Genomic DNA, 25,827 nt, shown 5'->3' with positions numbered 1-25,827 from the left:
GCGACAAATATACAATTAGAAAACTGTAATTCTTAAATCCTAATTCGTAAATTACACGAATGAATTTTTTAGCACATATCTATCTTTCTGGAGAAAATGATTTAATTACAATTGGCAATTTTATTGCTGATGGCATCAAAGGAAAAGACTATAAAAAATATCCCATAGACATTCAAACAGGCATATTGTTGCATCGCAATATCGACACCTATACAGATGCTCATAAGACTGTAAGGTTAAGCACCAAACGATTGCATGAAAAATATGGACATTATTCTGGTGTGATTGTCGATATTTTATACGATCATTTTCTAGCTAAAAACTGGAGTATTTATTGCAATGATCCTTTAGATGATTATGTGCAAAAATTTTATGACTCCTTAGAAGAAAACTATGATATATTACCACTTCGTATACAAAAAATGATGCCTTTTATGGTAACAGACAACTGGCTTTTGAGCTACGCTTCTATTGAAGGTATAACAAGGGTTTTAGAGGGCATGAACCGAAGAACAAAACATCGTTCTGGTATGAATGAAGCTGTAAATGAGCTAGAAGAATTCTATTCAGCATTCGAAAAAGAGTTTACACATTTCTTTGATGAACTCATCGAATTTTCTAAATCAAAACTAAACGAATTAACTTCACAATTATAAAATATGAATCGAATTTTTTATTTATTATTTTTTATAACAATCACAGTTTTTACCTCATGTAAAAGAGATAAGTCATTAGAAAACAATAAAGTATTAAAAAGAGGACTTATTACTAATAATGCCATGGTAGTTTCGGCACGAGCTGAAGCTTCTCAAATTGGAAGTGATATTCTTAAAAAAGGTGGCAATGCTTTTGATGCTATGGCTGCAACCCAATTAGCTTTAGCTGTAGCCTATCCATATGCTGGCAACATTGGCGGTGGCGGATTCATGGTTTATAGGAAATCCAATGGTGAAACGGGTGCATTAGATTTTAGAGAAAAAGCGCCATTGGCAGCGACAAAAGACATGTATCTAGACAAAAATGGTGATGTAATTCCAGAAAAAAGCACATTAGGTGCTATGTCTGTTGGAGTACCAGGTTCTGTTGCTGGGGTGTTTGCTGTTCACGAAAAAATGGGTAGTCTGCCGATTGAAGATATAATAACTCCATCCATTGAATTAGCCAAGAAAGGTGTTATAGTAACAGAAAAACAGGAAAAAAAGATAGTCAAATATATGACTGGTTTTAATAAAGCTAATAAAGATTCCATATTATTTCAAAAGTTTTGGAAAGCTAAAGATACTATCAAATATGTTGCGTTGGCGGAAACTTTAACTCGAATAATGGAACATGGTAAGGATGAATTTTACGAAGGAGAAACAGCTAAAATTTTAGCAAATTTTATACAAGATAATGGTGGAGTCTTGACGGTAGAAGATCTGAATAGATATGAAGTAAAATGGCGTAAGCCAACAACTTTCACTTATGATGACTTAAGTATTATTTCTATGCCTCCTCCATCAAGTGGAGGTATCTGTTTGGCACAAATATTAAAAATGATAGAACCTTATCCATTGGATGAATATGGACATAACTCCCTCAAAGCAATTCAATTAATAACTGAGGCTGAACGTCGTGCTTATGCAGATAGAAGCTTTTATTTAGGTGATCCAGATTTTGTTTATATTCCAAATGATGAGTTAATAAGCAATGCTTATTTGAGTGATAGAATGAGTTCGTTCTCTTTTGACGGAGCAACGTTATCAAGTGATGTTTCACACGGAAATGTTGAAGTCATTGAAAGTAATGAAACCACCCACTACTCTATTGTCGATACTTTTGGGAATACCGTTTCTGTTACTACAACTCTAAATGGTGCTTATGGCTCAAAATTATATTGTTCAGAGTTAGGATTCTTTTTAAACAATGAAATGGACGATTTTAGTAGTAAACCAGGCGTTCCAAATATGTTTGGTGTAACTGGTGGTGAAGCGAATAGCATCTTACCTGAAAAACGTATGTTGAGTTCTATGACGCCAACCATTGTTGAAAAAAAAGGAAAATTGTTTATGTCTCTTGGTACTCCTGGTGGCTCAACAATTATTACTTCTGTTATGCAAACCATACTAAATGTTCATGAATATAATATGACTATTCAAGAAGCAGTTGATGCCCCTCGTTTTCATCATCAATGGCTGCCAGATGAGATTAGAATGGAACCAAATTCTTTCGATAAAAAAATTATTACAGAATTAGAACAATTAGGATATCCTATAAACGAATCCCGTTCTCCTGTAATTGGCAAGGTCGACGGAATACTTGTTTTAGATGACGAAACGTTAGAGGGTGGTGCAGATCGTCGAGGGGATGATACGGCTGTCGGTTTTTAAGTTTTTTACTTCTTTTAGTGCTTTGTAGTTAGTAATTTAGCTAGAAGTAGATAGCATTTTTAGATTGAAATCTACAGCAATATTATAATGAAGTTAAAAAAAATAATTAAAATATCTATTGGGGTAATTATATTTTTTACACTACCAAGCCTAATACTTTATGGCTTTGTATATTTTAAATATAACGAAGATTTACCAACAGGTTTGCAAGGAGACCAAGCAGATGCCCTTGCATACAAGATGTTGAACGCATTAGATTATGAAGCTTTTGAAAATACCGATTACATAGAGTGGACATTTAAAAAGAGACGTCATTATAAATGGTATAAAAATGAGAATAATTGTGATGTCCTTTGGAAAGACTATAAAGTAAATATCAATCTTAAGGATGGGTCACTAAATAAAGCTTATGTACATGGATTCATCATTGAAGGTGATGTAGGCGAAGAACTTATAGAAAAAGCAGTTAAATATTTTAAAAATGATTCTTTTTGGCTAGTTGCACCCTATAATGTTTTTGATAAAGGAGCTGAAAGGCGTTTGGTTAAAAACGAAGGACTTCTGGTAACTTATAAAGACGAAAAGGCCTCAACTCAAAATTCTTATTTATGGTTGTTAGATGAACACGGCAAACCAAATGCCGTTAAAATGTGGACATCGCTCTTACCTATAAATGGCCTTGAAGCTTCTTGGAATGATTGGACAATCACCGAAAGTGGTGCACAATTACCCACCAACCATAGGTTTATTTTTGGCAACTTAGGAATCCAAAACTTAAAAACAAGTTTGTAAAACTTCCTGTCTTTTACTTGGAACGCTGCCCAACAAAATTATGACTCTTCGATTTAAACAATACATTAAAGCTAGTTAAACTACCATATATTCTAGTTATATATTGTTGTAAATCTGTCTTACCCTGTTCATCTAGGTCACTAGAATTAATTCGTTGTTCCATAACACGTAACCTGTCTCGAACCATTGTTATTTTATGAAAAAATGTATCAATTGGTAATTCATAAGATTTCAAACTTGTATCTGCTGGTTCAAAAATAATTCTACCACCTTTATATTTATCTGCAATAGGTACAATCTCACTTGCATCACTCCACTTTTTTAAAATTTTAACCAAACTACTTTCTACTTCAAAAAAACTAACAGTATCAACATCGCCATCTGCTGCTTCAATAACTTCAAAATCGCTGTCTATATCTATAGTTTCTAACCCACTTTCAATAAACGTAACCCAATAATGTTGCGATGTTACGTTAGTAACTACACCTTTACCGTATTCAGAATGATTAATTCTAGAACTTATACCTAATAATTTCATCTATCAAATTTTATAATAATTACAACAAAAATTTTACTAATTCTTTACAAGTATAATAAATCTGAGATTAATCTTCACAAGAATTTAACATCTAAAATTGTACCTTTGCAACTTTGCATTTTATGAGCCACTTTGAAGAACATATTGAAGTAAAAGGTGCTAGAGTTCACAACCTTAAAAACATCGATGTATCCATACCTAGAGAAAAACTTGTAGTTATTACAGGTCTTTCAGGTAGTGGTAAATCATCATTGGCTTTCGATACAATTTATGCTGAAGGTCAGCGCAGGTATATAGAAACTTTTTCGGCATATGCACGACAGTTTTTGGGTGGATTAGAACGTCCAGATGTCGATAAAATTGATGGGCTTTCTCCTGTAATTGCTATTGAACAAAAAACAACTAGTAAATCACCCCGATCTACAGTAGGAACCATCACAGAAATTTATGATTTTTTACGCTTACTGTTTGCAAGAGCAAGTGATGCTTATAGCTATAACACTGGTAAAAAAATGGTTAGTTATAACGATGAGCAAATTAAAAACTTAATTCTCGAAAACTTTAAGGATAAACGTATAAATATATTAGCGCCTGTAGTTCGTTCAAGAAAAGGACATTACAGGGAGTTATTCGAGCAGATTGCGAAACAAGGTTTTGTTAAAGTAAGAACTGATGGTGAAATTCGCGATATAGCCAAAGGCATGCGACTTGACCGCTACAAAACTCATGATGTAGAAATTGTTATAGACAGACTTGTTATAAATGAAACTGTCGATAATGATAAAAGACTAAGCGAAAGTATTAATACAGCCATGTATCATGGTGAAGATGTTCTGCTAATAATAGACCAAGACACTAACGAAACACGCTATTTTAGTAGAAGCTTAATGTGTCCTACTTCGGGAATCTCCTACCCAAACCCAGAACCCAATAATTTCTCATTTAATTCCCCAAAAGGAGCTTGCGATACTTGCAATGGTATTGGAGAATTATACCAAGTAAATGAAAATAAAATAGTTCCAGATGATAGCATTTCGATAGATGCTGGGGCTTTGGCGCCACATGGTCCAGCAAAAAACAGTTGGATATTTAAACAGTTTGAAATCATTTCACAGAGGTTCAATTTTAAGTTAACCCATGCATATAAAGATATCCCTCAGGAAGCAAAAGAAATGATTTTATATGGCGGCAATGATAAGTTTTCTGTTGAAAGTAAAACTTTGGGTGTTACCAGAGATTATAAAATTGACTTTGAAGGTGTTGCTAATTTTATTGAAAACCAGTACAAAACAGCAGAATCTACTTCATTAAAACGTTGGGCCAAGGATTATATGGACAAAATTAAATGTCCTGTATGCGAAGGATCGAGACTCAAGAAGGAGTCGCTTTATTTCAAAATAAGCAATAAAAACATAGCAGAATTGGCTAATATGGATATTGTTGAAATAGCTGAATGGTTTGAAAATTTACATGAGCATTTATCAGAAAAACAGCTAAAAATTGCTGAAGAAATAATAAAAGAAATAAAATCGCGCCTTCAGTTTTTATTGGATGTTGGACTTGATTATCTAGCTTTAAATAGAAGCTCTAAATCCTTATCTGGTGGAGAAGCACAGCGCATAAGGTTAGCAACTCAAATTGGATCGCAATTAGTGGGCGTGTTATATATTTTGGATGAGCCTAGTATAGGATTACACCAACGAGATAACGAAAAATTAATCAATTCATTGATTTCTCTTCGTGATATTGGTAACTCGGTTATTGTAGTAGAACATGATAAAGACATGATTGAGCGTGCAGACTATGTTATTGATATTGGTCCAAAAGCCGGTAAACATGGTGGAGAAATTATCAGTATTGGTAATCCCGATGAATTAAAAACGCATAATACTTTAACAGCAGATTATCTTAATGGTTCTAAAAAAATTGAAGTACCTAAAAAAAGAAGATCTGGGAATGGTAAAAAACTGGTTTTAAAAGGGTGTACTGGTAATAATTTGAAAAACGTTTCGGTTGAGCTTCCTTTAGGTAAAATGATTGGTGTGACTGGTGTTTCTGGAAGTGGTAAGTCAACCTTAATCAATGAAACGCTTTATCCAATTCTCAATGCACATTACTTTAACGGTGTAAAGAAACCTATGCCCTACAAAAGCATAAAAGGCTTAGAACATATAGATAAAGTTATTGATATTAATCAGTCACCTATAGGAAGAACCCCAAGAAGTAACCCAGCTACTTATACAGGAACTTTTAGCGAAATAAGAGCTTTATTTGCCAAAATTCCTGAAGCTATGATTCGTGGTTATAAAGCTGGAAGATTTAGCTTTAATGTAACCGGCGGTCGTTGCGAAACATGCAAAGGTGGTGGTTTAAGAGTCATTGAAATGAATTTCCTCCCAGATGTTTATGTAGAATGTGAAACTTGCCAAGGGAAACGATTTAATAGAGAAACATTAGAAATAAGGTATAAAGGAAAAAGCATTAGCGATGTTTTAAACATGACCATTAATGAAGCGGTGTCTTACTTTGAACATATTCCTAAAATATACAAGAAACTAAAAACAATAAAAGATGTTGGTTTAGGTTATATTACTCTCGGGCAACAAAGTACTACTCTTTCTGGAGGAGAAGCACAAAGAATAAAACTCGCTACAGAACTAAGCAAGCGCGATACAGGTAATACCTTCTATATTTTAGATGAACCAACTACTGGTCTTCACTTTGAAGATATTCGGGTACTTATGATAGTTTTAAACAAGCTTGTAGACAAGGGAAACACGGTTCTTATTATTGAACATAATCTAGATGTTATTAAAACAGTAGATCACATAATTGATATAGGATACGAAGGAGGAAGAAATGGCGGGGAAATAATAGTGGAAGGGACACCAGAGACAATTATAAAACACAAAAAAAGCTATACTGCGAAATTCCTTAAAAAAGAATTAAATTAGCAAAAAAAGGTATATGAGAAAAGAACAGCACCATAAAGGATGGAATCAAATTAAAACGAATGATTCATGGGCAATTTTCAAAATCATGGGAGAGTTTGTAAATGGTTTTGAAAAAATGAGTAAAATTGGTCCTTGTGTCTCTATTTTCGGATCAGCAAGAACAAAACCAGATAACGAGTACTACAAATTAACTGAGAAAATAGCCAAAGGCATTGTTGAAGCTGGATATGGAGTTATAACTGGTGGTGGTCCTGGTATTATGGAAGCTGGAAATAAAGGGGCGCATTTAGGTGGTGGAACATCAGTTGGCTTAAATATTGATCTGCCATTTGAGCAACATGACAACCCTTACATAGACCATGATAAAAGTTTAGATTTCGATTATTTCTTTGTTAGAAAAGTTATGTTTGTCAAGTATTCCCAAGGCTTTGTGGTTATGCCCGGGGGCTTTGGGACATTAGATGAACTTTTTGAAGCAATTACGCTTATTCAAACTCATAAAATAGAAAAATTCCCAATTATCCTAGTGGGTACTTCTTTTTGGGAAGGTCTTTTAGATTGGGTAAAAGCTACACTTTTAGACAAGTTTTCTAATATTAGTGCAAAAGATCTTGATTTAATTCATTTGGTAGATACTGAAGAAGAAGTAATTACAATTTTAGATGCCTTCTACAAAGAATCAAGGTTAAGTCCAAACTTCTAGATCAAATGCCTTTTGTCGATAAATTAACATACAGATTTGCTGTGTGTTGAATTATTAGTTCAGATAAAAAACATATTTCATTATATTGCACCGCTTGAAAAAAAATTATCACTTAACTTCAAATAAATTGAAATTCAATCTTATAGCTTTATCCGTATGCCTTCTATTGGTATTACATACTTTTGGTCAAAATAATATTGACTTAAAAGCCTATTTTGATATTGATAATAAGGAAATAACAATTTCTCAGTCAATTACTTATACAAACGAAACACAGGATGAGCTAAAAATTATTTATTTGAATGATTGGAACAACAGTTATGCAACTAAAAAAACACCATTAGCTACGCGCATTGCAGATGAATACGTAAACGATTTTCACTTGGCAAAAAACGAAGATCGAGGATTTTCTGTAATCACCGCAATAAAACAAAATGGTGAGGATGTGAGATATGAACAAGTAAAAAATCAAATTGACGTTATAAAAGTGATCTTAAACACCCCATTAAAAGCGAATCAATCTTATACGTTAAAGCTAAATTATATCGTTAAGATTCCAAGTGATAAATTCACAAATTATGGAATCACGCCAGAAGGTGATGTTAATTTAAGATATTGGTTTATTACGCCAGCAATTTACAACGGAAAATGGCGCTTTTATAGTAATAAAAATTTAGACGATTTATTTATCCCAAAAACAGATTTAAGTTTAGAAATCGAGTATCCAAATAGCTATTATGTAACATCTGATTTAGATTTAACTAATGTATCTGAAAGCACTAACAATCAGATAATTAAACTAAAAGGAAAGGATAGAATTAATAATAGAATTTATTTTAATAAGGAGAAGATATTTAACACCGTTACTTCTGAGGATTTATCTATCACTTCAAGTATAGGAGATGAAGGATTAGAACTTATGAATAAGGTTTTAATTACGGAGAAAATTAAAACTTTTTTAGATGAAAATTTTGGTAATTATCCTCATAAAAAATTAGTAGTTAGTGAGATTGATTATAATAAAGATCCTGTTTACGGACTTAACTTGTTACCAGATTTTATTAAGCCATATCCAAGTAATTTTGAATACGAATTAAAGCTGTTAAAAGTTGTTATTCATAATTATTTAGAGAATACTTTATTAATAAATCCTAGAGAAGAGCAGTGGTTGTTAGATGGAATACATATATTTTATTTAATGAAATATATTGATGAACATTATCCTAGGATGAAATTCCTAGGATCTATGGCCGATATTTGGGGAGTACGTTCATTTCATGCTGCAGATATGACATTCAACGATAAATATGTTTTTGCATATATGTCTATGGCAAGAACTAATCGAGATCAGCCCCTCACAATGGCAAAAGACTCTTTATTAAAATTCAATAAAAATATAGGAAATAAATATAAGGCTGGTGTTGGTTTCAAGTATTTGGATGATTTTATCAATTCAGATATTTTAGAAAATTCTATTGAATCTTTTTTAGCAAACAACAAACTTCAAAATGTTACAGGACAAGATTTTGAATCCTACTTAAAAACCAAAACACCCAAAAATGTTGAATGGTTTTTTAATGACTATTTAAGTACCAGAAAAAAAATCGATTTCAAAATTAAAGATGTTCATAAAACAGAAGATTCTGTTACCCTAACAATTAGAAATAAGAGGGACAACAACATGCCAGTTTCTTTGTATGCCTTAAAAAATGATAGCATTGTTTCTAAAACCTGGGTTGAAAACATAAATGAAAACAAAACAATTACTATTCCAAGAAATGGCGCTAATAAATTGGTACTGAATTATGATAAAATTATCCCAGAATACAATCTTCGTGACAATTGGAAGTCATTAAAAGGTTTTTTCTTTAATAATAAACCATTACAATTCAGATTAATAAAAGACATTGAAGATCCTTATTATAATCAAGTATTTTTAATGCCTATAGTTGAGTTTAATAATATTTACGATGGAATAACATTGGGAGCGCGAGCTTATAATACAACCCTCTTGAGAAAGCGTTTTAATTATAAAATTGCACCCAAATATTCTTTAAAATCAAGATCTCTAACAGGTGGTGCTTCAATTATAATGACACACTTTTTTGAGGAAAGTAATCTATATGCCATAAAATATGGAATTGGTACCAGTTATACTTCATATGCTGAAGATTTATTTGTTCGCCAAATTAAGCCAACTATAACCTTTTCATTTCGACAAAACGATGATTTTAGATCAAATAAAAGACAATCAATTATTTTAAGATATCTAGACATAAATCGAGATAAAGATCCTAATGATCTATTGAATGAAACTGAGCCAAATTATAGTGTATTTAATGCCAGATATATCCATTCCAACGATAATCTTATCAACTTTAGTAAATGGTACGCAGACTTCCAAGTAGCTAAAACTTTTACTAAAGTATCCTTTAATTATGAATACAGAAAACTCTTCGAGAGTAATCGTCAACTTAATTTACGCTTTTTCACAGGTACTTTTCTAAGCAATAAAAACGATGTTGGCTCAGATTATTTTAGTTTCGCTCTAGATAGACCAACAGATTACTTATTCGATTATGCATATTTAGGCAGATCTGAGGCTTCAGGAATATTTAGCCAACAATACATTGATGCAGAAGGTGGTTTTAAATCTAAGTTGGAAACACCATTTGCAAATCAATGGATAACCACTTTAAACACAAGTACCACTTTATGGAAATATATACTTGCCTATGGTGACATTGGATTAGTTAAAAACAAATTTACCGATCCACATTTTGTATACGACTCTGGAATTAGGGTAAACTTAGTTACCGATTATTTTGAAATCTATTTCCCAATATATTCCAATCTTGGTTGGGAAATGGGTCAACCTCATTACGATGAGAAAATAAGATTCAAATTTACAGTAGACCCACAATCACTACTTGGACTCTTCAGAAGACGCTGGTATTAAATGTTAAAATATTGAATAATATCACGTATTTTACTAAATTATTGTGATAATATTATATATGACTATATATATTGTTGTTTTTTTATCATATTCGTAAATACTTATAGTATTCATTAATTGCAAAACAGATAAAATTTGACTAAATTTGCATGGCTTTAACCATATCCTATGCAAATAATTCCCGATTTAAAAAATAATATATCATTTGAAGATTTTAAAGCAGAAGTTTTAAATGATTATGCTATTGCCGTTAGAAGTCGTGAATGTAGTTTACTTGGAAGAAGAGAAGTGCTTACTGGAAAAGCGAAATTTGGCATATTTGGCGATGGAAAAGAAGTTCCTCAACTTGCTATGGCTAAAGCATTTAAAAAAGGAGATTGGCGTTCTGGTTACTATCGTGATCAAACGTTTATGATGGCAATTGATGCATTCACTGTTAACCAATTTTTCTCAGGTTTATATGCTAATACAGACATAGAACTAGAACCTATGTCTGCAGGACGACAAATGGGTGGACATTTTGCAACCCATAGTCTAGATGAAAAAGGTAATTGGAAAGATCTTACTAAACAATATAATTCAAGTGCAGATATATCCCCTACTGCAGCTCAAATGCCACGTTTATTAGGCCTTGCTCAATCATCAAAAATTTATCGTAATTTAAATGAAATAGACAGCACAAAATTTTCTGTAAATGGCAATGAAGTAGCTTGGGGTACTATTGGTAATGCTAGTACAAGCGAAGGCTTGTTTTTTGAAACTTTAAATGCCGCTGGTGTTTTACAAGTACCAATGGTTATTAGTGTTTGGGATGATGAGTACGGTATTTCTGTGCATGCAAAGCATCAAACAACTAAGGAGAATATCTCAGAAATACTAAAAGGCTTCCAACGAGATAAAGACAATAAGGGTTATGAAATTTTACGTGTAAAAGGTTGGGATTACCCTAATCTTATTGAAACATATCAAGAAGCTGCTGCTATAGCCAGAGAAGAACATGTACCTGTTTTAGTACATGTACAAGAACTCACACAGCCACAAGGTCATTCAACTTCTGGATCACACGAACGCTATAAAAACAAAGAGCGACTAGACTGGGAAGCAGACTACGATTGCAACAAAAAAATGCGGGAGTGGATTATAGAAAGTGGTATTGCAGACAATGTGTCTTTATTAGAGGTGGAACGATCTATCAAGCGAGAAGTTCGTGAAGCCAAAAAGAACACATGGGATGTCTTTTTACAGCCTATTAGAAAAGAGCATAAAGAGTTATTAGCAATACTTGAAAATGTAATTCCTACCAGCGCTAATGGTGTTTTTATATCTAAGTTAAAAGATAATTTAGCCAAAAATAATGAACCTACAAGAAAAGATATTTTATCTCATGCTAGAAAAGCACTAAGGTTTATGATTGGTGAAACTTCAAAAGAAAAAGATATTTTAGCCAATTGGATTTCTACAAACATTAAAGAAAGTCAACCAAAATTTAGTTCTCATTTATATACTGAATCAGATAGATCAGCCTTATTTATAAAAGAAGTAAAAGCAACTTATGATGATGATGCAAGTCAAGTAGATGGAAGAATTATTATTAGAGATAATTTTGATGCTATTTTTAACAATTATCCTGAAGCTTTAATTTTTGGGGAAGACACCGGAAATATAGGGGATGTTAATCAAGGTCTTGAAGGTTTACAAGAAAAATACGGAGAACTGCGCATTGCAGATACTGGTATAAGAGAAGCAACGATTATAGGCCAAGGAATTGGTATGGCTTTAAGAGGATTGCGTCCAATCGCAGAAATTCAGTATTTAGACTATGTTCTATACGCTTTGCAAATTATAAGCGACGACTTAGCGACACTTCAATATAGAACTAAAGGAATGCAAAAAGCACCTTTAATTGTTCGAACACGTGGTCACAGACTTGAAGGTATATGGCATTCAGGATCTCCTATGGGCGGTATTCTTAATTTGGTTAGAGGTATTTATGTTTTAGTACCAAGAAACATGACTAAAGCAGCTGGTTTTTATAACACACTCTTGCTTAGTGACGATCCAGCCTTAGTGGTTGAATGTTTAAATGGTTATAGGTTAAAAGAAAAAATGCCAAATAATCTTAGTGATGTTAAAACACCTATTGGCGTTGTAGAAACCATAAAAGAAGGGTCTGATATTACGTTAGTTTCATATGGGTCTACACTTCGCATTGTTATGGAAACTGCTAAGGAATTATTGGCCGTTGGTATTGATGCCGAGGTTATTGATGTACAATCTTTATTGCCGTTTGATCTAAATCATGATATTGTTAAAAGCATTGCAAAGACTAATAATGTTATGATAATTGATGAAGACGTTCCTGGTGGTGCTTCAGCTTATATTTTGAATGAAATTTTAAACATTCAAAATGGATATCAATATTTAGATAGTCAACCTAAAACATTAACGGCTAAGGCACATAGACCTGCTTATGGAAATGATGGGGATTATTTCTCAAAACCATCTGCAGAAGATATTTTTGAAGCCGTATATGAAGTAATGCACGAATTGAGTCCTAATGATTTTCCAAAATTGCGATAATAATGCTATTTTAGGTTTTTAAAACCATTTTAGTGTTTCCTAGTTTCAATTTTTACAGTACACCTCTTTTAATCCTTGTATTACAAGGGCTTATTTTTACATTTCTCTTATTATCGCGATATATAAGAAAAGGTAACATCTCAGATTTGTTTCTAGGTTTAATTCTATTATTTACATGTTATAGTCAAACATGCTATACTGTTGGTTTTATGGGTTGGTACAATGTATTTCGTACTACTAAAATAAATTACTTCTTATATAACATTGCAATAGTTTTAGGTCCTTTAATTTTTTTATATGTCAAGTCTATTACGGAGTCCAATTTTAAATTTAAAAAAAAACATTGGTGGCATTTTTTATTAGCAATTGTTTTTCTTTTTTATCGAGCATCAATATATATATATGATGCAACACAACCTGGCTTCGACGAAAATCAAAATGGTGTTTTAAAGATTACTATCGATGAAGCTTTCGTGCAACCGATAATGAGTTTCATTGAATTTCCTTTCATGCTATTGTATCTTGCTTTTACCTTGCAACTATTCTATAATTATAGGAAGAAAATAATTCAATATTTTTCAAACACTTACAAATTAGAGCTTAACTGGATACTTAGCTTTTTAATATTATTCACCGTTTTATTTTTATATAGTACTATACAGTCTATTGTTGGAGCTTTTGTTACTAATTTAAATTACGAACAACGCTGGTGGTTAAATTTGCTTACAGCTATAATAACCATTTATGTTGGTGTAAAAGGTTATTTTACTGATACTGAAAGACTTAATAAATTGAAATTTAATTTTTCTCCAAAAAAAGACACAAGTCTTTTTAGTAAAGAGAAAAACAAGATTAAGTCGATATCATCAGAAGATATTAAATCGGTAAGAAATAGCATGATAGAAAATAAAGCATATTTAAACCCTGATTTAAATTTGTCTGATTTAGCAGAACAAATTAATATGTCTAGAGCAAAATTATCTGAAGTCATTAATTCTGAATTTAATAAAAATTTTAACGATTTTGTAAACACCTACAGAGTCGAAGCTTTTAAGGAAATGCTAAAAGCAAATAAACACAAGCACTTATCATTATTAGGGATTGCATACGACTGTGGCTTTAATAGTAAAGCAACATTTAATCGTGTATTTAAAAAACTCACCAATTACTCGCCATCTGAGTATTTAAAATCTGCATAAAGTAAAGAGTCTCAAATCGTATTTAAGCCTTCTTTCATACAAAATAGGTCTTTCATTAAATGCTATTTATACAAATTTGCATATCAATACAACATTATGAAAATCTTAAAAACAATTATTAAACCAAGAATTCAAGATTATTGGTTTGCAGATTTGGTTTTTGCCCTTATCCGTTTTATTTGTGGTATGCTACTTTCTCTAACCTTTGGTGCGGATAAGTTTGGAGTCCCATGGACGGAAAGCCACCGAAACCTTAATTTATTTGAAGTTGCAGCTTGGTTTCCAGAAGATGTAGCTTCATATGGAGGAATATTTGCCATCGCTCCTGTATTTTTTGCATGGATAGGAGCTTTTAGCGAAGCTGTTGGCGGCATCTTATTTGCATTTGGATTAAAAACAAGAGTCGCAGCGTTCTTAATTATGTGCACCATGTTGGTTGCTATTTTTATGCAAAAATGGGCTCAAGGGATTTGGGGAATGCTACCTGCCATTAGTTTTCTTTGGGTTAGTATCTACACCCTGTATTTTGGATCTGGCAGATTTGGATTAGATTATTTAATAAGTTTAAAACTTAATAAAAATTAATACATATGAAAACTTTAATAATTACGTTTAGCATAATTTTCATTTCAACCTTAAATTATGCACAAGAAAATACAATAGCTCTATCTGACTTTTACTTTTTAAATAATACAAATTGGAAAGGCACACTAACATATATCGATTATCAATCAGAAAAACCTACTGATGTAGATGCTACTTTACAAATTACTATTGAAGGTGATAAAATTAAGTCAAACATGCAATACACTTATGAGCCAAATAAAAACAATAAATCTTCGGTCACAATTAAAATGAATGGTACTTATTTTGGAAGTGAAAAAGTAGTTTCTAATACCTTTAAAAATAACCTCAGAACTATTGTTACAACTTATAAAGGGCTTGATGGTGGAAAAAAGGCAACTATCTATATGACTCGTATTTTTAATTCTACAATCTATACTGTAAGCAAAAGAGTAGTTTTTAAAGATACTTCGGAGAGTTTAATCAGAAACACTTATAAATTCATGAGGATATAATTACTTCAAAAAAACCTTTTACCCAATAAATTTTTAAAGTATAAAATTTAATTATAATCCAGAAATCTTAACATATATGTTAAATTTAACTGTCCAAAAGAAATAATTAATAGAGAACATTAATATTATAAATTAAACATTAATACATACTTTTCATATATTTAGATTCTTATCATAAAACAATTTATACAATATGAAAAATTTGTACGATTACGGGCTATTATTACTTAGAGTTGGCATTGGCGGATTAATGCTTACACACGGAATTCCTAAAATATCAAAGCTTGCAGAAAGCCCAATTAAATTTCCGGACCCTATAGGTTTAGGTTCTACAACCTCTTTAATTTTAACCTTAATTGGAGAAGTAGTCGCTCCAATTTTAATAATAATTGGTTTAAAAACAAAGCTTGCCTCTATTCCAGCTGCCATTATAATGTTTGTGGCATTTTTTGTAATACATGCCAGCGATCCAATGGGTAAAAAGGAAAAAGCTTTATTATACCTAATCTGTTTTATCGTAATATTTTTGACGGGACCAGGGAAGTATTCTATTGATTCTATGAGAAAAAATAGCTAACGAATATCTCATTAGATAGCTTTATAAGTAAATACTTTTATCTAAATTGTAAAGGATTTTTATAAACATCCTTTTTGTATGCTATCTAAATTAGACAAAGAAAATTTACGGAGTTCCATTTTTAGACATCTAGATGGTATTGCTACTGCCACTACCGCTTATGCACTTCATAAAAAAGGTGTATTAAACTATCTTTTAGAACATAAGAAATCTAGTTTAAAAAATCTCACTAATAAATTTAAAGCTAATGAGGGTTATCTCAATATAGGTTTAAGAATTTTATGTTCACAAGGTTGGTTAATACAGAATCTGGATAATAAAACTGATGGCATTACTTATGAAATAAATGAAACTAGCCAAAAAGCTTTTTCACTTGTTCCTTTATATGAAAAACCTGTAAAGCTTCTTAACTATTCTGTTAAGTTTCCTACTGAAAGAATAGGGCCAGATGCTTTCAATGCTTTGGATGCTGTTTTCAAACAATTTGACACTAATTTTGATCTAAATAATATTGAAATCAATTCTATTGAAAGTCAAATCTTAAAGCATATAGAAGGTGTTATAGCAGCTCCTCTAATTGTTTTACTTGGTGTTAATGGTTTGTTTCATAAATATTTCATGGAAGCTTCATTTAGAGCGCAAGAGTATCATAATGACCCAGAGAGTTTTAAAAAGATATTAGATTTTTTAGCGAGTCTAGGATGGTTTTCTAAAAAGAAAGACACTTATCAATTCACAGATGCAGGCTTGTTTTTTGCAAAGCGGGCAAGTGCCTATGGGGTAACAGTTTCTTATCTTCCTACCCTTGTTACGCTTGATGACTTAATCTTCGGCAACCCGCTTATCCTTAAAACAGATACGCCTGAAGAAACAGAAAAGCATGTGCATAGAGAAATGAATGTTTGGGGCAGTGGTGGTGCTCACTCTACCTATTTTAAAGTGGTAGACGAAATAATTATTAAGCTTTTCAATAAACCAATTGAAGAGCAGCCAAAAGGAATCTTAGACATGGGCTGTGGCAATGGCGCTTTTATTCAACATATTTTTGATGTTATAGAATTTAAAACACTAAGGGGAAAAATGCTAGACGAACACCCTTTACTACTAGTTGGTGCCGATTTTAATAAGGCCGCATTAAAAGTTACTAGGGCAAATTTAATTAAAGCAGATATTTGGGCCAAAGTAATTTGGGGAGATATTGGTAGACCCGATTTACTGGCTAAAGATTTAAAAGAAGATTATAACATCGACTTGAAAGACCTTTTAAATGTGAGAACGTTTCTTGACCATAACCGTATATGGGAATCCCCAGCGAATAAAACAGAGCGAATTAGCAAGTCTTCTGGCGCGTATGCCTTTAAAGGAAAACGACTTAATAATAACTTGGTGGAACAATCATTATTAGAACATTTGAAGAAATGGAAACCCTACGTTGATAGATTTGGCTTATTAATTATTGAGCTTCATACAATTAATCCAAAATTAACAGAAGCTAACTTAGGAAAAACAGCAGCTACAGCCTACGACGCTACTCATGGGTACTCAGACCAATACATCTTAGAAGTAGGCGTATTTAATAAAATTGCTACTGAAGCTGGATTAGAACCCGATCCAAATTATTTTACTACATTTCCAAATAGCGAATTAGCAACCGTTAGTATTAACTTGCTTAAAGACAATAACAAATAAAATTAATGAAAGCAGTTTCTGTAACTACAATCAAAAAAGAATTACAACATCATTCTCAAAACGATCTTTTAACGCTTTGCTTACGGCTCTCAACATTTAAAAAAGAAAATAAAGAACTCCTTACATATTTGCTCTTCGAATCACATGACGAGCAAGGTTATATAGCTTCTATAAAAAATCATGTTGATGATCAATTTGAATTGATAAACACCAAAAGTTATTTCTACATCAGAAAAAGTGTTCGTAAAATACTTAAAGAAATAAAAAAATTCACGAGGTATTCCAAACAAAAAGAAACTGAAGTTGAGCTCCTGCTATATTTCTGCCAAAAGTTAAAAGACTTTCGCCCTAGTATCAATAAAAGCCAGCAATTGGTTAACTCATACGAACGACAGTTAATACTAGCAAAAAAAATTGTATCATCATTGCATGAAGATTTGCAGTATGATTATAGCTTGGTAATTGAAGAACTAGAGTTTTAATATACTCATGCAAATAAAGGTCATTATTATTAGGGCTTTATCAAGATTTTCATACAAGAATTTATAAATTTGTCATTCTTGAAAAAGGCTTAGATAAATAGATGATTAACATTCATAAAAAAACATTACAAGATTTAGAATTTCATACGGTTTTACAGCAAGTTAGCGAGCTATGTATAACATCCTTAGGAAATGAAAAGGCATTAGATATTTATCCTTATAAAACAAAGGAAGAACTTCATATTGCGCTTAAATTAACTAATGAGTATGTGTCATCTTTATATAATGATAATCGTATACCAAATCATGGGTTCGACACTATCTCCAAAGAATTAAAACTCCTAAATATTGAAAATACTTTTCTAGAAGTTCATGGTTTAAAGAAAATTGTAGCCATGTCAATAACGGTAAACGCCATAGTAGTTTTTTTAAAAAAGTTTGAAGAGTATTACCCAACCCTAAACGATTTTGCATCACATATAGAAGTTACGAAAGTAATTATAGTAAAAGTGGATGCTATAGTTGATAGATTTGGAGATATTAAAGATAACGCATCAAGATTACTTTTTGAGCTAAGACAATCTATTAACCGCATAAAAGGAAAAATAAATCAAAGTTTTTCTACAGCTTTAAATATGTATCATAATCTTGAATACTTAGACGATATTCGAGAAACCGTTGTAGAAAATAAACGTGTTTTGGCAGTAAAAGCCATGTATAGGCGTAAAGTAAAAGGCGCTATCATGGGTGGTAGTAAAACGGGGAGTATTGTATATATAGAGCCAGAAACGACCTTACAACATTCTAGAGAACTTAATAATTTAGAGTATGAAGAACAGGAAGAGATTACAAGAATTTTAAAAGAAGTAACCAATTATATTCGTCCGTTTTTACAATTATTAAAAGACTATCAAACTTTTTTAATCAATCTAGACGTTATTTCGGCAAAGGCTAAGTATGCCAAATCCATGAATGGGATTCTTCCAGAAATTTCAGAAGACAGAAGTATGTTTCTTCGCGATGCCTTTCACCCACTGCTCTATTTAAATAATTTAGAAAAGAAGGAAAAAACGTTTCCGCAGACAATAAAACTTAAACAGGATAGTAGAATTATCGTTATTTCTGGTCCTAACGCAGGTGGAAAAAGCATTACATTAAAAACGGTGGGTTTATTACAAGTCATGCTCCAAAGTGGTATGTTAATTCCAGTACATGAACGCAGTACAGCTTGTTTGTTTGATCGTATTTTAAGTGATATAGGCGATAATCAATCCATAGAAAACCACTTGAGTACGTATAGCTATAGGCTAAAACAAATGAATTATTTCTTGAAGAAATGCAACAAAAATACGTTGTTTCTTATAGATGAATTCGGAACAGGTAGTGACCCAGAATTGGGTGGCGCTTTAGCTGAAACGTTTTTAGAAGAATTCTACCATCGAGATGCATTTGGGATTATTACTACCCACTATTCTAATTTAAAGATATTAGCTAACGAGTTGCCGCACATGCTCAATGCGAATATGTTATTCGATGAGCGCACATTAGAACCGCTTTTTAAACTCGTTATTGGTCAAGCTGGAAGTAGTTTTACATTTGAAGTCGCACAAAAAAATGGTATTCCATACAGTTTAATAAATCGTGCTAAAAAGAAAATTGAACGCAGTAAAGTTAGATTTGATGCTACCATTGCAAAACTACAAAAGGAACGCTCTAGATTAGAAAAAACAGGACAATCATTAAAACTTAACGAGAAGAAAAAAATTGAAGAAGCCGATAAGTTAGAAGAAATTAATGTAAAAATTCAGAAAAAACTTGAGAGTTATCAAGAGCTTTATGATAGCAATCAGCGTTTAATATACTTGGGACAAAAAGTAAATGACATAGCTGAAAAATACTTCGATAATAAGCAGAAAAAGAATTTGATGGATGAGCTTTTTAAATTGGTTCAAATAGAAAATTCGAAACGTAAAAAGGTTACAGTAAAACAGAAAAAAGTTATTAAAGCCAAAGAACAACAAACAAAGCAGGAAGCAGAAAAGAAAGTAGAAGCTATTCGAAAGAAGAAAAAAATAGCAAAACAGAAGGCTATTGAAACTCCAAAACCAAAAGCGATTATTAGAATTGGTGACCGCGTTAGAATGGAAGATGGTAGAGCTATTGGTACTATTGATAAAATTGAAAAAAATAAAGCCGTTGTTAATTATGGCATGTTTACAACTAATGTAAGTTTGGAACAATTAGAATTAGTTGAAGCGGTTAAGAAATAGTTTTCAGTCGCAGTTTACAGCCTCTGATCTATTAATATGAGTGCCTTAAAAAGAAGCTAAATCTGAATAAAGAAACCGATTTGAATAGCTTTTTGAATATATATGTAAAGCGGTATCTTTGTAACGTCATTCTGAGCTTTTTTAGAAACGTAAGAATCTGTCAAAAAGTTAGTTGTAATTATGCATATTGTTACGTCATACTTCCTCACAATGACATATTATTATGGTAAATATCCCAAAACATAAAAAACTCATTCTATTTGATGGTGTTTGCAACCTTTGCAACAGCTCGATACGATATGTAATTAAGCATGATAAAAAGGACTTATTTATGTTTGCACCTTTACAGGGAGACGTTGGAAAAAAGATTATATCTCATTACCATATAGATACTACCAAAATAGATTCCATTATATTATACACGCCAGAAAAAGGAATTTATTATAAATCTACAGCAGCTTTAAAAGCAGCATCACAATTAGACTTTCCAACAAATTTATTAAGTATATTTTTAATTGTACCAGCTTTTATACGCAATTGGGTTTACGATTTTATTGCTAAAAATCGTTATAAATGGTATGGCAAAAAAGATGCCTGTATGATTCCTACTCTTGAATTAAAAAGTAGGTTTTTGTATTAACACACTTTATTTAAAAACAATAATTTCATTTCTAACAAATGTTGATTATTAAAGTTGTACCTATGCAATCTTTAGTAACAAACTTCTGTTAATAAAGCTATTAACAGTCTCTGTCGAGATTCAAAGTTTGTATTTCAAATAAATGTTTAATTTAAAATCAAAAAAATGATTAAAAAATCAATGAAAACGATGTCCATTGTATTTGGGGCATCAATGTTATTAACTTCTTGCTATTCATATACAAGTGTTGTAGGTACTGGAGCTCAAGGAAGCAATGAAACAACTAGTTGGAATCATTATGTGATTTATGGATTAGCACCTGTTGGCGTTTCTGATTCAAAACAAATGGCTGATGGGGCAGAAAATTATTCTGTTCACACTAGACAATCATTTCTTAATGGATTAGTCTCTGCGATTACTTTTGGTATATATACACCAACAACTACAACAGTAACTAAATAGTCCAAATTAAAAAGAAAGGTTTGGTTACATACTTAACCTTTCTTTTTATTATTTTGAGAGCATTATGAAAAAACTAATATTTTACATATCAGTCATTATTTCAATTATTCTATTGGTAAATGTTGTAAAAATATTAACTAATGATTTTGACAGATTAACCGAATATGGTTTTGGTTTTTTAGCAGGTAAAGTGATTTTGATAATAATTTTCCTGTCAATAATATACATTACTAGGAAAAACAAAATTAACTAGATTTCTACATTAGGACTTAGATTTATAACTCTTCAGTGTGAATCCAAAAGTCAAAAAAGTATCCTCTTGTTCTTGGTCTTCTATTACAATACTCTCAAAAGTATGGAGGTAGTTTATTTTAAAATTAAGGAATTTCCAAACGGGAAACTCTAATCCTAAATCGGTTTGCCAACGGTAATTATTTCCTTCTTCTAGGGAAGGTTGGATATAATTTTCATGACTCAGAATTACCTTATCTTTAAATAAATGAAATTTCCCGTTCACCCAAAGTGTAGCGCGTAGTGTATTAATATGTCTATTGCCATTGTATTCTGCCTTATTAAAGCTGAACCTATTAAATGCCGTTTGCTCATATTCGCTGGTAAGTGATAGCTTTAGCCAATCATCCTTTTTACTATATGCTTGATAGGCTATACCCAATCCGAAAAGAGATCTTAAATCTATTTCCCTTCTAAAATTAGTACTTACAAAACCTAAAACAAGCGGATATAATTTTCTGTCCGGATTTAAATACAAAAAGTTTAAACTCAAAATATCCTCATCTGCCTTTTCTTTTCCAAACTCTTGATACACGTAAGAGTTTTTTGTTTTAAAAACCCAGTTCTTCCATGGTTTAAAACCAATCTCAGACTTTGTTCTGAATATAACCGTTTCTACATTGCCACCTTGCCAAAACCCAGTGATGGAAAGATTTGCCTTAAAGTTAAGCGAATCGCTTTCGTTTATTTGAGCACAAAGAACAATTGGTAAAATAAGAAACCAATATACTAGCTTTTTCATTCAATTTTCCTAATAAATAATTTGGCAAATATAGGTATTCAAGTATTAATCTGTAAACTCATAAATAATATGTAGTATGAATTCCCTGAATAATAAAAACTCCTAATAAGCTTAATATAGCTTTAAAACGAATCTTTAGCATTATAGATAAACAATAACAATTAATTGTGAATACGCTACTTCAAACTCTTTAAAATAAAATCTACCTTTTTGTTAGTGTTTTTATTTTCGGTATAGGAATCGGTAATATGCTTTGATGGAACTGCTAATCCTTTTTGTATTAACGATTCTATTTCTTGTACATATTCAAGAGATACTTTACCGGTTAATAGCAGACTTAAATCTTTACCAGAATGGTAATAATCGTATACTTTTTTAAGCCCAGTGAGATATAAATAATCCTTTGTAAATCCGCCACCACGATGGGCGCGGAGTGTAATATAAAATGCGGTTTCTCTATCTAAATCGTATTGGTTGTGTAATAGTCTAAACGTTCTAGAAAAGGGATAGCCTTTTGCTAAAGTATCTACTGCAATAACCCGATAAGCTAATTCTTTAAGACGTGTTATGGTTAAGTTGTTACTCATGTATTCTGAGAAAACAGCTAAACCTTCTTGGGTTTCTTCGTTATTTGGGAACCCATGTGAAAATATTTTTAAAGGATGCAATAAACCATTCATGGTCGTTACCATATGCACCCCAATTTCATGATTGGTAAGTACGGCAATTTCATTATCTGAATACGTATGGTTCGTGTTTAAAACCAGAGTCTTAATGTTATTTAACACCATGGCAATTGCCGAAATCTTATCTGAAAAAGCAATATTATATTCGAAATCATACTGCTTAGAAAATGCTTCAAAATGTCCTTCTGCTTCTTTTGCAGAATATTTAGGTTGAAACGCAGGAACATTTGGGTTCTCATCTTCAAAATGAAGAATAAATTTAGCGTTCTCCACATCATTCTCTGTAGGTGTACCAAAACAATGCAAACAATTATAATAAAACTTTTTGCCGTTACCAATAGTTTCAATACACTGGATTAATCCTGAATAGGCATAAATAATATCTTCATAGAGGTTTCTTACTTCATCGTCTTCAATAGATTCTAGCGATTGGGTAAATAACTCTCTATGCAATTTAAATTTATCAAAATTTATAGAAGGGTATTTAAAAACAGGGTCTGTTAAATATTTTGATGAAAAAAATCGTGCTTTCTCTTCTTCAATATTTATGGGATTGACATAACTAAGCAACTCGATTTGCTTGACTAGCCTATCAATATTTTTATCAATTTCTAAAAGTACTTTGGATGTTAATGTATCTTCAATCTTCATAAAACCTAACTTTTAAACATTTCATACACTTCAAAAGCGTGTTTCGGGATGCGGTTTTTCAACTCCATCTCAACCGTTTTCACAACTTCTGGATACATAATCTGTTCATATTCATCGCAATACACTTTCGCGATTTCAGTAGCCAAAACTAAGGTATTTTTAAAGTTTTTAGTAATATATTTCAAGAAATATCCGTTGCCTTGAAAGGTATCGTTAATTAATGCTGTAGATTTAATGTTATTAGGAAATTGAATCTCAGAAAGGCTTTCTCGCCATGTTTCAATAACATCTCCAAAGCGGTCGTTATCGATATTACTAGTGCCTAAATTCCATGTTGGTACTTCCCTATCCCATCGTTTCCAATTATAGCTATGCATATCGTAAATTGTGCAAAATCCGAATTTGGATTCTAATGTTTCAATAAGTGCATGTACAACTTTATAAAAGCTGGTGTGCTTTTGAAGACTTTTAGCTTTCATTACTTCCGAAAGAGGTTCCTTCCAAAGATCCTTACCCCAAGCGGTCACAAATACCGCATTATTTGGTTCACGATTTAAATCGTATTCGAAACGAGAATCACAACACGCAATAACAATGGGATGTGTGTTTACCATATTTTTGGTTTCGGGGTCTTCTTCATACCAGCGTTCGTATTCGGTATGGATGCAATTGTCCCAAAGTTCTTTTCTAAATTGATGCCCATCATGTACAGCACCACAGGCATACGGCACATACTCATCAATTTTTATTGTAAACGAATAATCTGAAGACACCGCTTCAAATATTTCTTCGCTTTTAATCTTAGTGATAATGTCTTTTAATGCTAACTTTTGCATAATCTATTCCTTTACCAAAGTGCCCCACTCGGTCCAACTTCCGTCGTAAACAGAAATATTTTTATAACCTGAAATTTCAGCACCCAAAGCTAAAATACAGGCTGTAAGACCAGATCCGCAAGAAAAAATAATATCATCTGTTTTATTTGCAATCATATATAAAGCCTTCGCTAAATCTTTCTTGGGTTTTAAAAGACCCTCTTCTAACAAATCGGTATATGGCAGATTTACTGAATTAGGAATGGTTCCCATGCGCAAGCCTTCTCTAGGTTCGGCATCAATACAATTAAATCTTCCAGATGAACGTGCATCTACAATGGTATGTGTATTGTTGTTTGAGGCTTCTTTAACATCATTAAAAAACTTCATATAATCAGATTGTAGGTTAGCCACAAAATCACCTTTTTTTCCATTATATGGTGACATGGATTCGGCTGAGTATTCTGCTTTTAACCAAGCTGGAAATCCACCATTTAAAACAGCAATATTGTTAAATCCAAATGCTTTAAACAACCACCATACTCTTGCGCTAGAATATATCCCTTTATCATCATAAACTACAATAGCACTATCTTGATTAATACCTAGTGTTCTAGCTTCTCTTTGAAATTGTGTTTGGGAGGGAAACGCACTTGGAAACGGATTTGACTTGTCACTAAACTTTTTCTTAATATCAAAAAAACGAGCATTTGGTATTTGCGTCAATGAAGCATCTGAAGTCTTATTTATTGTGCCATCAAGAATAACTAAATTTTCAGCTTTTAAGTTATTATGAAGCCATTCCACGGAAACTATTGGAGATGTTAAACTAATCTTTGACATGTTATTTATTGAAATGCTTTAAAAAGTCTTGGGATAATTATCCATTTGTTATTTACATTAAAAAACGCAGCGCGCGACTTATTTGGCGTACCATCATTATTTAAATATTGTAAACCATAAACCGTAATATCGTCCTTGAGGTACTTTGATAATATGCTGTAACCTGCTTCTAATCCATTTGAAACACCATTGCTTAATTCTTTTTTCGATGCACGAATTATAGCATGATTATCACCTTTATTAATTGGTTTCATACTATTAACCGGTATATTATGAATACTTTCCCATTTAGAATCAGAATATTTTAATGCTATTTCGACAGATTCATTTGTTATGAATAATGCTTGCAAATCACTTTTGGTAGGTCTTAAGGTTGTAAGGAATTCGTGATTTGAGTCTATTTTAAGCTTTTCTGCAACTAAAGAAAGTCCTTCAGTATTATATTGAATATCCTGCGCTGAAACAATAAAAGGATTAAATAATAGCAGAAAAAGAAATGGTCTCAT

General features: G+C 31.9%; 22 protein-coding genes. 16 read left to right on the top strand and 6 right to left on the bottom strand.

The window, feature by feature from the left end; all coding sequences use genetic code 11:
- Nucleotides 1-59 precede the first annotated feature (59 nt).
- The 3 genes from AC2D6V_RS10565 (at nucleotide 60) to AC2D6V_RS10555 (ending at nucleotide 3,161) form a co-directional block, all read left to right on the top strand.
- Nucleotides 60-656, top strand: coding sequence for an acyl carrier protein phosphodiesterase (locus tag AC2D6V_RS10565; RefSeq protein WP_484648115.1), 597 nt, complete (start codon nucleotides 60-62; stop codon nucleotides 654-656).
- A gap of 3 nt (nucleotides 657-659) precedes the next feature.
- Complete coding sequence (gene ggt / locus AC2D6V_RS10560) at nucleotides 660-2,369, top strand: gamma-glutamyltransferase (RefSeq protein WP_484648114.1); 1,710 nt, start codon at nucleotides 660-662, stop codon at nucleotides 2,367-2,369.
- Between the two features lie 87 nt (nucleotides 2,370-2,456).
- Entirely contained in the window at nucleotides 2,457-3,161 is a 705-nt protein-coding gene (locus AC2D6V_RS10555; RefSeq protein ID WP_484648113.1) for a hypothetical protein, read from the top strand.
- A 13-nt stretch (nucleotides 3,162-3,174) separates the two neighbouring features.
- Here AC2D6V_RS10555 and AC2D6V_RS10550 read toward each other — a convergent pair whose 3' ends face one another.
- Nucleotides 3,175-3,699 (bottom strand): hypothetical protein, encoded by a 525-nt coding sequence (locus tag AC2D6V_RS10550; RefSeq protein ID WP_484648112.1) that lies wholly within the window; start codon nucleotides 3,697-3,699, stop codon nucleotides 3,175-3,177.
- Between the two features lie 122 nt (nucleotides 3,700-3,821).
- On the opposite strand from AC2D6V_RS10550, the gene uvrA reads away from it, so the two are divergent.
- From uvrA to AC2D6V_RS10485, 13 genes are all read left to right on the top strand, one after another.
- A complete protein-coding gene (gene uvrA, locus AC2D6V_RS10545) occupies nucleotides 3,822-6,653 on the top strand; it encodes an excinuclease ABC subunit UvrA (RefSeq protein WP_484648111.1) in 2,832 nt (943 codons plus the stop codon).
- Nucleotides 6,654-6,666: 13 nt separating this feature from the next.
- Nucleotides 6,667-7,356 (top strand): LOG family protein, encoded by a 690-nt coding sequence (locus AC2D6V_RS10540; RefSeq protein ID WP_484648110.1) that lies wholly within the window; start codon nucleotides 6,667-6,669, stop codon nucleotides 7,354-7,356.
- Nucleotides 7,357-7,483: 127 nt separating this feature from the next.
- A complete protein-coding gene (locus AC2D6V_RS10535) occupies nucleotides 7,484-10,315 on the top strand; it encodes a gluzincin family metallopeptidase (RefSeq protein ID WP_484648109.1) in 2,832 nt (943 codons plus the stop codon).
- Between the two features lie 168 nt (nucleotides 10,316-10,483).
- Nucleotides 10,484-12,895, top strand: a complete 2,412-nt coding sequence (locus AC2D6V_RS10530) for an alpha-ketoacid dehydrogenase subunit alpha/beta (RefSeq protein ID WP_484648108.1) — start codon at nucleotides 10,484-10,486, stop codon at nucleotides 12,893-12,895.
- Between the two features lie 209 nt (nucleotides 12,896-13,104).
- Nucleotides 13,105-14,094: a helix-turn-helix domain-containing protein gene (locus AC2D6V_RS10525; protein ID WP_484648107.1), complete on the top strand. Its 990-nt coding sequence runs from the start codon at nucleotides 13,105-13,107 to the stop codon at nucleotides 14,092-14,094.
- A gap of 96 nt (nucleotides 14,095-14,190) precedes the next feature.
- Nucleotides 14,191-14,679 carry a DoxX family protein gene (locus tag AC2D6V_RS10520; RefSeq protein ID WP_484648106.1) on the top strand — a complete coding sequence of 163 codons (489 nt, stop codon included), beginning with the start codon at nucleotides 14,191-14,193 and terminating at the stop codon, nucleotides 14,677-14,679.
- Between the two features lie 5 nt (nucleotides 14,680-14,684).
- On the top strand, nucleotides 14,685-15,173 hold the full coding sequence (locus AC2D6V_RS10515; RefSeq protein ID WP_484648105.1) for a hypothetical protein: 489 nt from the start codon (nucleotides 14,685-14,687) through the stop codon (nucleotides 15,171-15,173).
- Nucleotides 15,174-15,366: 193 nt separating this feature from the next.
- Nucleotides 15,367-15,750, top strand: coding sequence for a DoxX family protein (locus tag AC2D6V_RS10510; RefSeq protein ID WP_484648104.1), 384 nt, complete (start codon nucleotides 15,367-15,369; stop codon nucleotides 15,748-15,750).
- Nucleotides 15,751-15,828: 78 nt separating this feature from the next.
- Nucleotides 15,829-17,439 carry a class I SAM-dependent methyltransferase gene (locus AC2D6V_RS10505; protein ID WP_484648103.1) on the top strand — a complete coding sequence of 537 codons (1,611 nt, stop codon included), beginning with the start codon at nucleotides 15,829-15,831 and terminating at the stop codon, nucleotides 17,437-17,439.
- 5 nt (nucleotides 17,440-17,444) lie between these two features.
- A complete protein-coding gene (locus AC2D6V_RS10500) occupies nucleotides 17,445-17,921 on the top strand; it encodes a hypothetical protein (RefSeq protein ID WP_484648102.1) in 477 nt (158 codons plus the stop codon).
- Between the two features lie 101 nt (nucleotides 17,922-18,022).
- Nucleotides 18,023-20,191 (top strand): endonuclease MutS2, encoded by a 2,169-nt coding sequence (locus tag AC2D6V_RS10495; protein ID WP_484648101.1) that lies wholly within the window; start codon nucleotides 18,023-18,025, stop codon nucleotides 20,189-20,191.
- A gap of 223 nt (nucleotides 20,192-20,414) precedes the next feature.
- Nucleotides 20,415-20,831, top strand: a complete 417-nt coding sequence (locus AC2D6V_RS10490) for a thiol-disulfide oxidoreductase DCC family protein (RefSeq protein ID WP_484648100.1) — start codon at nucleotides 20,415-20,417, stop codon at nucleotides 20,829-20,831.
- 165 nt (nucleotides 20,832-20,996) lie between these two features.
- Nucleotides 20,997-21,293: a Bor family protein gene (locus tag AC2D6V_RS10485; RefSeq protein WP_484648099.1), complete on the top strand. Its 297-nt coding sequence runs from the start codon at nucleotides 20,997-20,999 to the stop codon at nucleotides 21,291-21,293.
- 262 nt (nucleotides 21,294-21,555) lie between these two features.
- Here the strand turns inward: AC2D6V_RS10485 and AC2D6V_RS10480 are convergent, their stop codons facing one another.
- The 5 genes from AC2D6V_RS10480 to AC2D6V_RS10460 all read right to left on the bottom strand — a co-directional run bounded on the left by AC2D6V_RS10480 (nucleotide 21,556) and on the right by AC2D6V_RS10460 (nucleotide 25,827).
- A complete protein-coding gene (locus AC2D6V_RS10480; RefSeq protein ID WP_484648098.1) occupies nucleotides 21,556-22,326 on the bottom strand; it encodes a DUF481 domain-containing protein in 771 nt (256 codons plus the stop codon).
- Between the two features lie 176 nt (nucleotides 22,327-22,502).
- Nucleotides 22,503-23,663, bottom strand: a complete 1,161-nt coding sequence (locus tag AC2D6V_RS10475) for a peptidase MATCAP family protein (RefSeq protein ID WP_484648097.1) — start codon at nucleotides 23,661-23,663, stop codon at nucleotides 22,503-22,505.
- Nucleotides 23,664-23,668: 5 nt separating this feature from the next.
- Nucleotides 23,669-24,499 carry an N-formylglutamate amidohydrolase gene (locus AC2D6V_RS10470; protein ID WP_484648095.1) on the bottom strand — a complete coding sequence of 277 codons (831 nt, stop codon included), beginning with the start codon at nucleotides 24,497-24,499 and terminating at the stop codon, nucleotides 23,669-23,671.
- A gap of 3 nt (nucleotides 24,500-24,502) precedes the next feature.
- Complete coding sequence (locus tag AC2D6V_RS10465) at nucleotides 24,503-25,321, bottom strand: sulfurtransferase (protein WP_484648094.1); 819 nt, start codon at nucleotides 25,319-25,321, stop codon at nucleotides 24,503-24,505.
- 5 nt (nucleotides 25,322-25,326) lie between these two features.
- A complete protein-coding gene (locus AC2D6V_RS10460) occupies nucleotides 25,327-25,827 on the bottom strand; it encodes a hypothetical protein (RefSeq protein WP_484648093.1) in 501 nt (166 codons plus the stop codon).

The organism is Algibacter sp. YIN40, from assembly GCF_057219435.1.
Note: the sequence above shows the minus strand (reverse complement) of the source record. Positions and strands in the feature narration are given on the sequence as shown.